The organism is Pseudoxanthomonas sp. YR558 (genome assembly GCF_900116385.1).
GTDB lineage: Bacteria > Pseudomonadota > Gammaproteobacteria > Xanthomonadales > Xanthomonadaceae > Pseudoxanthomonas_A.
The window spans coordinates 1255379-1265631 of the sequence record NZ_FPCI01000001.1 but is presented as its reverse complement, the minus strand read 5'-3'; the positions used below and the strand labels follow the sequence as shown (position 1 = coordinate 1265631).

The window sequence follows — 10253 nt, the reverse complement described above, 5'->3', positions numbered from 1 at the left end:
TGCGGTAGCCTCGCGGTTCTCCGACGAGGTTGCCGCGATGAACGACGACGCTTCTTCCGTGCACGATCCCGCGCGCCGGCGCCTGCTCGGCGCGCTCGGTGCAGCTGGTCTGGCCGGTGTGTTGCCACGGGTGCATGCCAAGGGTTCGCGTCCGCTCGGCGTTGCCCTGGTCGGCCTGGGCTACTACAGCCGCGATCTGCTGGCGCCCGCCTTGCGGGCCACGAAGCATTGCCGCTTGGCCGGCATCGTCACCGGCACGCCGGCGAAGGCGGCCGAGTGGCAACGGCGGTACGACATACCCGATCGCAACGTGTACGACTACGACGGCTTCGACCGTATCGCCGACAACCCGGACATCGACGTGGTCTACGTCGTCCTGCCCAACCATCTGCACAAGCCGTTCACCCTGCGTGCCGCGGCGGCAGGCAAACACGTGTGGTGCGAGAAACCGATGGCGATGGATGCCGCGGAAGCGCAAGCGATGATCGACGCCTGCCGCCATCACCGGGTACAGCTCGCCATCGGCTACCGCATGCAGCACGAACCCAATACGCAAGCGGTGATGGCGCTGGCGAAAACGCGGCCGTTCGGGCGCCTGCAACGCATCCGTGCCGAGGCCGGTTTCCACGGATTCGACGGCGCGAGTGGCGACAACTGGCGCCTCGATCCGAAGCGGGGCGGGGGCGCGATGTACGACATGGGCGTCTACGCGCTCAATGCGGCGCGCTACACCACGGGCACGGAGCCCCTCGCGGTCACGGCCACGCAGGAGATCCAGCGGCCGGCGATCTTCCGTGGCGTCGACGAATCGATGCGCTTCCGCCTGGAGTTCCCCGAAGGCGTCGTCGCAGATTGCGCTACCAGTTTTGGCCGCAACATGAACGCACTGCGCGCCGAGTGCGAAAAGGGCTGGTACGAACTGTCGCCGTTCCAGGCCTATGAAGGCGTTCGCGGCGAAGCGAGCGACGGTCGCCGCTTCGACGCAGCCACGGGCGCCACACCCGCGCAGCAAGTGCGGCAGATGGACGACGACGCGTTGGCGATCCTCGAACGACGACCGCCGCGCGTGCCCGGCGAAGAGGGCTTGCGCGACATGCGCGCGCTGGATGCGATCTTCGCCTCCGCGCGTGGCGGCGGAACGCGCGTCGAGATCGCGACGGCGTAAACGGTTTCAGCCAGGGATGAAGGGGAACACGATCTTCAGCAACCCCTTCAGCCCGCCTTCTGCGGTGCTGGCGATGGCCTTGGCGCCCAAGCTGTTCAACGCATTGCGTGCGTCCTGCCAGCGCAGCTTGCCGACATCCTTCTTCAGCAGATCGGCGACCTCTTCGGCTGTAGGCGTCAGTTTCTTCAACTCCGCCACGACCGCCGCCGGATCCGGTTGCAGGTAGCCCCAGCGCTCAGCGATCGCCAGCAGTGTGTCGAAGCGCACCGCGACGACTTCGCGGTTGCGCTCGTAGACCGGCAGCGCACCTACGTCGAGGATGGCCTGCTCGAACTGCTGGTGATCGTCCGGGTGCTCGATGCGGATGGCGAGGAAGCCATCCTTTCGGCTGCGCTCGCTGACGTGCTTCGCGCCGGACTTCAGGTTGGTTTCGGTGAGCACGGTCGCGACGATGCGCTGCAACGCCGCGTCGCGCTCCTCGGGCACCAATGCGCGCCAGCGAGCGTAGCCGTCGCGACGCAGCGCCTTGATCTTGGCGGGCGTGACCCGCAGTTTGCCCGCGACGGTGAAGTTGGATTCATCGCGGCCGATGGCGCCGTCGCGCTCCAGCAGCACGAACATCAGCAGCTCCAGGTCGCGCTTGGTCAGCGACTGGAAGCCCTGCAGCAGGGTCAGGCGCATGAACTCGGTGCCGAAGCCGGCAGGGTCCTTGAGTTCGATCGGCAGCATGGCGGTCTCCTTGTCAGGGAGGCATCTTGCCACGCGGGGGTGTCAGCGCCTGAGACCCGTCGTGTCCCGCATCACAGGCCGGCTTCGCGGCCCGGAGTTTCCGCCCTGAAGGCCTCGATGGCCCCGCGGTCCTGCAGAGTGACGTACACCGTGCGGCCGTCCGGTCCGCCGAACGCGACGTTGGTGGGCTTCCGTCCCTTCAGCGCCACCTCGCGCAGCACGTTGCCCTCGGGCGAGACGATCGCGACCACCCCGGCACCGTAGCGCGCGATGTACAGGTTGCCCTTCACGTCGGTGCGCATGCCGTCCAGGCCGTGATCGACGAAGGCGATCAGCCGGCGCTTGTTCGCCACGCCGCCATCGGCGAGGAGGTCGTAGACCCACACGGTGCGCTGCACGCTCTCGTTGACGTACAGGTGCTTGCCATCCGGGCTGACCTCCACGCCGTTGGTGGTGCCCATGCCCGTTTCGAGGAGATGCGGCGTGCCCGTGCGATCGATCCGCCACAACTGGCCGGTGTTGTCGGCCCACTTGGGGTCGCTGGCGTAAAGCGTGCCGTCCGGCGCGAGCGCGATGTCGTTGGGCTGGTTCGCTTGCGGCAAGGATGCGAAGACTTTCGCTTCTCGCGTTCCTACCGCGATGCGCAGCACATGGTGTCCGCTGTAATCGGCAATCAACATGCTGCCGTCGGCCGCGAAGCGAATGCCGTTGCCCGTGCTGCCTGGCGGCAGGGCGGCGAACAGTGCCGCGTTGCCGCTCCCGTCGGTATCGAACGTCACCCGCCCGATGGTGCCGTCGCGGGCGAAGCTGACCGCATACAGCGCACCATCCGGGCCCCACGCTGGACCTTCGATGCCGGCACTGAAGACGCCGTCGCCCACGACATCGCGCGCCACGTACAAGGCATCCTTGGGAAGTGGCGCGTTGGTGGTCGTATGCGCGCAGCCTGCAAGCAGGAGCACGATGCAGATGGCCAGCTGCATGAAGCGTGTAGCCGTCATTCGTTTCCCCTGGTGGCGTGCGTACGGTATCGCCGGGTCAGCCCGGCGTGGCGAACACGGTGATCTCTTCGCGATCGTGGTACAGCTGCCGTGCGCGGATCTCGAGTGGCCGGCCGGCCTGTTCGGCGAACAGGTCCAGGCAAAGCCGGGTTTCGTCCCAGCGCTTCTTCATCGGCAGCTTGAGGTTGAACACCGCGTGCTTGCACCAGCCTTCGCGGAACCACTGCGCCATGCGCTCAGCCACGCGGCGCGGCTGTTCCACCATGTCGCAGACCATCCAGTCCAGCGCCTGCGGCGGCTTCCAGTGGAAACCATCGGCACGCAGGTGCTCGACCAGTCCGGTGGCCAGCACGTGCTCGCGCAGCGGGCCGTTGTCCACGCTGGTCACGCGCAGGTGGTGTCGGGTGAGCACCCACGTCCAACCGCCGGGTGCCGCGCCCAGATCGGCGGCCGTCATGGCGGGCTTCAGCAGGGCCTCGCGCTGTTGGTCGTCGAGCAGCGAGAGGAAGGCTTCCTCCAGCTTCAGCGCGGAACGCGAGGGGGCATCGGGCAGCAGCTTGAGCCGCGGAATGCCGAGCGCCCAGGGCGCGCTGTCGCGCGTATCGGCGACGCACAGGAACAAATGGTCGCCCTGCACGAACACCACATGCAGCCGCGGCAGCCGCGCGTCCTCTTTCTCGCTGAGGAAGCCCTGCTTGCGCAGCACCGGGCGCAGGGCGTTGCCGAAACTGCGCGCCAATCCGGCCAGCGGCTTGGCGGTATCCGAATCGGGGTGTTCCACCCACAGGTCGCCAAAGCGTCCAGCGCCCGCTAGCGCCGCGAGTAGCGGGGTGATGCGGTCCTTCGGGTCGATGCCGCGCAGCTCGGCAAGCACGCGCAGCTTTTGCCGCGCGAAGATCAGGTCGCGCCAGGGCAGGGCGCGATCCAGACCGGCCGCGTCTTCGCAGACGAACAGCACGTGCCCGTCGTTGCGTTGCGCGCGCGCATAGCCCGCAAAACCCGCGTGCGCCGCGCGTTCGCTCAGCTCGGCGGCGAGTTCGGGTTCGAATCCCTGGCGGCAGTAGCCCAGCAGGCCGGTTGTCGATGACATGGGGACAGTGTAGCCGCGACGCGATGCGCGGCGCAGCCGTCGGATCAGTAACGGTCGCCGCCGCTCTCGCCGTAATGCTTCAGTACGGCGCGCGCGTCGTCGCGACGTAGGTCGCGCACGACCTCGATGCCGCGCTTGTTCAGTTCGCCCACCCAGTCGGTGGGTAGTGGGCCTTCGTCGAACTCGGTCAGCTCCATCACGTCTTCCGCGCGCGCGCCGATCAGCAGACGATCGATGCCGGCCCATACGGTGGCGCCGTAACACTGGCAGCAGGGCTGCGACGAGGTGGCCAGCGTCACCGGTGCGATGCGGTCGTTGAGCCGCGGGGTCTGCAGGCGCTGTTGCGCCAGCATGTAGGCCATGTTCTCCGCATGCGCCAGCGAGCAGGTGTGCGGCATCACCCGGTTCACGCCGAGTGCGATCACGCGATGGTCCGGGCCGAACACGACGGCGCCGAACGGACCGCCGGTGTTGGCGTCCACGTTGCGGCGCGACAGGTCGATGGCCAGCGCGACCTTGTCTTCGTCGCTTGCGAACGTCGCGGCGGGGTCGACCAGGTCGTGGGTCCAGGCAGGCAGGGTCAGATGGATCTGTTGGTAGAGCATTACTGGGCAGGCAAGGTCGAGGAGGAGGGGGAATCTGCTTCGCAGCGACCGCTGACGCACTGACAGGCGGTGACGTCGGCGAAGCCGCAGACGCCAGCCATGCCGCTGGCGGCGCACTGCGCACGTACGCCCTGCGGATCGGTCGGGCTGTTCTTGTTGACGCACGCCGGCATGCTGCCGCAGCAGTTGCCCACGTCCTTCACGGCGCAGTCGGCGTTGCTGCTGCACGCATAGTCGACGGTGATCGCGCCGGCCTGGCGCGGCGGCAGCGTGCCACCGGTCGGCCTCGGGGTGGGCGTGGAGGTGGTTGGCGGTTCGGCGCCATCTCCGGATGACGCAGGCGCCGCACAGCCAGCCATCGAGAGGACGGCAGCCAACATCAACATCAGGGCGAACGGCAGGCGCAGGACAGTGCGGGGCATGGCGAACTCCTTTCCGGGATGGATGAAACGCCAGCCTGAGGCCGGCCGCCTCAACGGCCGGTGAAAGCGGGGGCTCAGGCCTTCGTCGCCCAGGTGTCGCGCAGGGTGACGCTGCGGTTGAACACCGGGCGCGCAGCCGTATGGTCGTAGCGGTCGGTGACGAAGTAGCCGATCCGCTCGAACTGGAACGACTGCTCGGGCGCGGCATCGGCCGCGGCCGGCTCCACGTAGCCGGTGGTCGTGCGGCGCGAGTCGGGGTTCAGGTAATCGCGGTAGGTCTTGCCTTCGGCATCGTCGTCGGGATTCGGCACGGTGAAGAGGCGGTCGTACAGGCGCACCTCCGCTTCGACCGCATGCTTCGCGCTGACCCAGTGGATGGTGCCCTTGATCTTGCGTTCGGCGCCGGCCATGCCCGGGCGGGATTCCGGGTCCAGCCAGCCGCGCAGCTCGACGATCTCGCCGGCGTCGTTCTTGATCACTTCATCGCAACGCACGATGCCGGCGCCACGCAGGCGCACTTCGCCACCCGTGATGAGGCGCTTGAAGCCCTTCGGCGGCACTTCCTCGAAATCCTCGCGCTCGATCCACAGTTCGCGCGAGAACGGCACGCTGCGCTGGCCGAACGACTCGTCCTTCGGATGGTTGGAGAACGTCAGCGCTTCCTCGTGGCCCTCCGGCAGGTTCGTCAGCACCAGTTTCACCGGATCGATGACCGCCATGCGGCGTGCCGCGGCGGCATCCAGGTCCTCGCGCAACGCGCCCTCGAGGATGGAGATGTCCAGCAGCGAGTTCTGCTTGCTGATGCCCACGCGGTCCACCATCAGGCGCAGCGCCGCCGGCGTGTAGCCGCGTCGACGGATGCCCTGCAGCGTGGGCATGCGCGGGTCGTCCCAGCCATCCACCAGCTTGTCTTCCACCATCGCGAGCAGCTTGCGCTTGCTCATCACCAGGTAGTTGAAGTTCAGGCGCGAGAACTCGATCTGACGCGGCTTGCTCGCTTCCTTCGGCAGACCCTTGGCCAGCAGCGGCGCGATCAGGTCCGGCGAGCCGGCCAGGTCCACCTTGTCCACGCACCAGTCGTACAGCGGACGGTGGTCTTCGAACTCCAGCGTGCACAGCGAATGGGTGATGCCTTCCACCGCGTCGCTCAGCGAGTGCGCGTAGTCGTACATCGGATAGATCGGCCAGTCGTTGCCTGTGTTCTGGTGCTCGACGTGCTTGATGCGGTACAGCGCCGGGTCGCGCAGGTTGATGTTGCCGCTGCCCATGTCGATCTTCGCGCGCAGCGTACGTGCGCCGTCCGGGAACTCGCCCGCGCGCATGCGGCGGAACAGGTCCAGGTTCTCTTCGACGCTGCGGTCGCGGTAGGGCGAGTTGCGGCCCGGTTCGGTCAGCGTGCCGCGGTACGCGCGCACTTCGTCCGCGCTCAGGTCGCAGACGAAGGCGTCGCCCTGGCGGATCAGCTTCTCGCCGGCGAGGTACAACACTTCGAAATAGTCGGAAGCGTGGCGCAGGTCGTGCCAATCGAAGCCCAGCCAGCGCACGTCGTCCTGGATGGCGCGGACGTACTCGGGGTCTTCCTTGGCCGGGTTGGTGTCGTCCAGGCGCAGGTTGCAGACGCCACCGAACTCGCCGGCAATGCCGAAGTCCAGGCAGATCGCCTTGGCGTGGCCGATGTGCAGGTAGCCGTTGGGCTCGGGCGGGAAGCGCGTCTTCACCGAGGCATGGCGACCGGCTGCCAGGTCCTCGCGCACGATCTGGCGGATGAAGTCCCGCTTTTCCGGGGCGGCATCGTCAGACAGGGGGGCGGAGGGGGCAGCGGTATCGGACATCGGGGCGGGAGGCGTGGAAAAACGCCAGTTTAGCCGGTCTGGCGCCCGGGCTGGTCTATCCTGAACAGCCATCGCGCACCCGGTCCCCGCATGAGCCTCCCGACGCTCGTCATCGGCAACAAGAACTACTCATCGTGGTCGCTGCGCCCGTGGCTGCTGCTGCGGCACTTCGGCGTGGAGATCGAGGAGATCCGCTTGCCCCTCGACACGCCCGCGTTCGCCGCCGAGGTCGGGCGCCATTCCCCGACCGGCAAGGTGCCCGCGCTGCACGATGGTGGGGTACACGTCTGGGATTCGCTGGCGATCTGCGAATACGCCAACGAGCGCTGGCTGGACGGCCAGGGCTGGCCGCGCGACCGCGCGGCGCGCGCGGTCGCACGCGCCGCGGCGGCCGAGATGCATTCCGGCTTCACGGCGCTGCGCACGCAGTTGCCGATGAACAGCCGGCGCACGCCGGATGCCTACCGCTGGGACGCCGCGGCCCAGCGCGACATCGATCGCATCCAGGCGCTGTGGCGCGCGCTGCGTGCGGCGCATGGCGGCAACGGCGACTTCCTGTTCGGCGAGTTCGGCATCGTCGATGCGATGTACGCGCCGGTGGCGGTGCGTTTCGATGGCTATGGCGTGGAGGTGGACGACACCGCGCGTCGCTATATGCAGGCTTTGTTCGCGTTGCCGGCGATGCAGGCTTGGCGGGCCGCAGCCGCGGTCGAGCCTGAATCGGTGCCGGCCACGGAAGCCTTGCGCAAGCCGTTGCCCGCCTGAGCGGGTGTAGGCTGGCCGCGGAGGACGTATCCATGCGCGTGGTCTACCTGGCCGACAACCTGTTCGATGCCCATCTGGTGAAGCACGCACTGGAGGAGGTAGAGATTCCCGCGTTTGTGTTCGGCGAATCGCTGCTGGGCGGCATGGGCGAACTGCCGCTGTTTGGCGTGCTGCGGGTCTGTGTGCCGGACGCAGCGTTCCCCGAGGCGGAAGGGGTCGTGAAGGGCCTGGGACTGGATTCGGGCGACAACGGCCCCATCTTGGAAGGCGACGACGAAGGCCTGGGCATCCTGCCGGCCTGATCCGCTTTCTCCCGACACACGAGGTTCGCCATGCTGGGTATCGGTGCCTACAAACAGCGCATGCCGCGCGCGGAAGACATGCTGCCCGGACGCGGCACGCCGCTACCGCTGCACAACACCCATTTCGTCAACGGACACCCGCTGCGTGATGCGTTCGACGACCTGCAGCAGGTCGAATTCGGCCTGGGCTGTTTCTGGGGCGCGGAGCGCAAGTTCTGGAACGTGCCCGGCGTGTACAGCACGTCGGTGGGGTACGCCGGCGGCGGTACGCCGAATGCGACCTACGAGGAAGTCTGCTCCGGCCAGACCGGCCACAACGAAGTGGTGAGAGTGGTCTACGACCCGGCACAGGTGTCGTTCGAGCGTCTGCTGCAGGTGTTCTGGGAGAGCCACGATCCCACCCAGGGCATGCGCCAGGGCAACGACGTCGGCACGCAGTACCGCTCGGGCATCCATTGCCATACACCGGAACAACAGGCGGCCGCGGAGGCCAGCCTGGAGGCCTACCAGCAGACGCTGCGCGCGGCGGGCTACGGCGATATCACGACGGAAGTCGTGTATCCCGCGCCGCCGTTCTACTACGCCGAGGACTATCACCAGCAATACCTGGCGAAGAACCCGAACGGCTACTGCGGGCTTGGCGGGACCGGCGTCAGTTGCCCGATCGGGCTGGATGCGTGAGGCCCAGGACGTTGCCCGGCCTTACAGCCGGGTGACGCCGCAGACGTAGACCACTTCGCAGGCGCCGCCACCGGTATCGGTGCGGCTGGTGGAGCTGCGCCAGCGCCAGCCGTCGCGTGCATTGGCTTCCACCAGCCAGCCATCGATCCGCACGCGCTCGCCCTTGCGTACGCCGGCGAGCGCCTGCGCGACGCTGTCGTTGCCGGGGATCATGTGCATGTTGGCGCTGCTGCTGGCGATCTCGTTCGGCGGCAGCGGCGGCTGGTCGCTCCAGCGGTAGTGGTACCAGCGCGATGACTGGCTGATGTCCAGCGCATCGATCACCGCGTCCTCGGTCATGCGGGCCCAACCCAGCGCGAGGTCGGTCGGCGACAGATCCGACTCGCGGCCGCTGCTGTAGTCCTCGCGCGACAGCACGCGGGCTTCCACGCTGAAGCCCGCGAGAGGGGTCAGCGTGGCGGCATCCAGCGCGAACGGCGCCACGCCGCCCGGCACATCCGTCTGCAATGGCGGTTCGCCCGATGCCACGCGGGGCGGCAACGGGCAGGCCAGCGTCAGGTCGCCGGCGGACGCGGGTGCCTTCGGGCCGTGGCGCTTGTCGGAGAACCACCACCCCGCCATGCAGACGAGGATGCCGATCACCAGCAGGGTGCGCAGGCTCACGCGGTGAGCTTCTCGCGGATGGTCGTGCGCAGGGCGGCCAGGTCCTTGGCGAAGATCTCGATGCCGGTCGCGAGCTTTTCCTTCGCCATCGGATCGGCGTCGATCGCGGCGGCGAAGCTGTCGGCCGTCACCGGTGCCGCAGTGACCGCTTCAGCAGCGGCGGGCGACAGCTTGCGCGGCAGCTCGCCATGGTCCTGGTCCAGCTTCTCCAGCAGGTCGGGCGAAATGGTCAGCCGGTCGCAGCCGGCCAATGCCTCGATCTGCGCGGTGGAGCGGAACGACGCGCCCATCACCACGGTGGGCGAGCCGCGGCGCTTGAATTCAGCGTAGACGCCGCGCACGAACACTACGCCCGGGTCTTCGTCGATGGTCGCCGGCGCCTGGCCGTTGGCCACGTACCAGTCGAGGATGCGGCCCACGAACGGAGAGATCAGGAACGCGCCGGCTTCCGCGCAGGCGATCGCCTGGGTGGGGTTGAAGATCAGGGTGAGGTTGCAGTCGATGCCTTCGGCCTGCAGCACGCGTGCGGCTTCCACGCCCTCCCAGGTGGAGGCGACCTTGATCAGGATGCGATCGCGGCCGATGCCCTGGTCGGCGTACATCTGCACGAACTTGCGCGCCTTGGCTACCGTCGCAGCGGTGTCGTAGGCCTGGTCGGCGTCGACTTCGGTGGAGACGCGGCCGGGGATCAGGCCGGCGAGCTTCGCGCCAACGCCGACGGTCAGGCGATCGACCACCTCGTCCACCAGCGCATCACCGCCACCCTGCGCGCGCGCCCAGGCGAGGTGTTCTTCGATCAGCTCGGCGTACACCGGCAGGTCCAGCGCCTTCTTCACCAGCGTGGGATTGGTGGTGCAGTCCACCGGCTTGAGGCGCTTGATGGCGTCGTAGTCACCGGTATCGGCGACGACGACGGAGAGTTCGCGGAGCTGCTGCAGCTTGGAGGGGGACGTATCGGACATGGGGTCGGCGAGGCGGGGGAATCGGGCGACAAGTAT

The 10253-nt window shown here is 67.9% G+C and carries 12 protein-coding genes; 4 read left to right on the top strand and 8 right to left on the bottom strand.

All coding sequences use genetic code 11. The annotated features are described in order from the left end of the window. Positions 1-37: 37 nt before the first annotated feature. Entirely contained in the window at positions 38-1165 is a 1128-nt protein-coding gene (locus tag BM365_RS06150) for a Gfo/Idh/MocA family protein (RefSeq protein ID WP_093489525.1), read from the top strand. 6 nt (positions 1166-1171) lie between these two features. Here BM365_RS06150 and BM365_RS06145 read toward each other — a convergent pair whose 3' ends face one another. The 6 genes from BM365_RS06145 to BM365_RS06120 form a co-directional block, all read right to left on the bottom strand. Further along, the gene (locus tag BM365_RS06145; RefSeq protein ID WP_093487504.1) at positions 1172-1894 is read right to left on the bottom strand and encodes a hypothetical protein; all 723 of its coding nucleotides are present in this window, start codon (positions 1892-1894) and stop codon (positions 1172-1174) included. 71 nt (positions 1895-1965) lie between these two features. Continuing rightward, positions 1966-2877, bottom strand: a complete 912-nt coding sequence (locus BM365_RS06140; protein ID WP_093487502.1) for an SMP-30/gluconolactonase/LRE family protein — start codon at positions 2875-2877, stop codon at positions 1966-1968. A 55-nt stretch (positions 2878-2932) separates the two neighbouring features. Then, entirely contained in the window at positions 2933-3985 is a 1053-nt protein-coding gene (gene rlmM, locus BM365_RS06135) for a 23S rRNA (cytidine(2498)-2'-O)-methyltransferase RlmM (protein WP_093487500.1), read from the bottom strand. Between the two features lie 44 nt (positions 3986-4029). Then, positions 4030-4590, bottom strand: a complete 561-nt coding sequence (locus BM365_RS06130; RefSeq protein ID WP_093487498.1) for a nucleoside deaminase — start codon at positions 4588-4590, stop codon at positions 4030-4032. Then, positions 4590-5012, bottom strand: a complete 423-nt coding sequence (locus tag BM365_RS06125) for a hypothetical protein (protein ID WP_093487496.1) — start codon at positions 5010-5012, stop codon at positions 4590-4592. Before BM365_RS06125 ends, BM365_RS06130 begins: the two co-directional genes overlap by 1 nt. Before the next feature lie 74 nt (positions 5013-5086). Then, positions 5087-6844 carry a glutamine--tRNA ligase/YqeY domain fusion protein gene (locus tag BM365_RS06120; protein ID WP_093487494.1) on the bottom strand — a complete coding sequence of 586 codons (1758 nt, stop codon included), beginning with the start codon at positions 6842-6844 and terminating at the stop codon, positions 5087-5089. A gap of 90 nt (positions 6845-6934) precedes the next feature. Between BM365_RS06120 and BM365_RS06115 the strand changes: the two genes are divergently transcribed. From BM365_RS06115 to msrA, 3 genes are read left to right on the top strand one after another with little or no spacing between them, the layout of a single operon-like run. Then, positions 6935-7609, top strand: coding sequence for a glutathione S-transferase family protein (locus tag BM365_RS06115; RefSeq protein ID WP_093487492.1), 675 nt, complete (start codon positions 6935-6937; stop codon positions 7607-7609). Between the two features lie 32 nt (positions 7610-7641). Further along, positions 7642-7911, top strand: a complete 270-nt coding sequence (locus tag BM365_RS06110; RefSeq protein ID WP_093487490.1) for a putative signal transducing protein — start codon at positions 7642-7644, stop codon at positions 7909-7911. A 30-nt stretch (positions 7912-7941) separates the two neighbouring features. Next, entirely contained in the window at positions 7942-8592 is a 651-nt protein-coding gene (gene msrA, locus BM365_RS06105) for a peptide-methionine (S)-S-oxide reductase MsrA (RefSeq protein ID WP_093487488.1), read from the top strand. Positions 8593-8613: 21 nt separating this feature from the next. On the opposite strand, the gene BM365_RS06100 is transcribed toward msrA, so the two are convergent. Beyond that, positions 8614-9255, bottom strand: a complete 642-nt coding sequence (locus BM365_RS06100) for a hypothetical protein (protein ID WP_093487486.1) — start codon at positions 9253-9255, stop codon at positions 8614-8616. Further along, a complete protein-coding gene (locus BM365_RS06095) occupies positions 9252-10217 on the bottom strand; it encodes a transaldolase (protein WP_093487484.1) in 966 nt (321 codons plus the stop codon). The genes BM365_RS06100 and BM365_RS06095 overlap by 4 nt, the downstream gene beginning before the upstream one ends. Between the last annotated feature and the right edge of the window lie 36 nt (positions 10218-10253).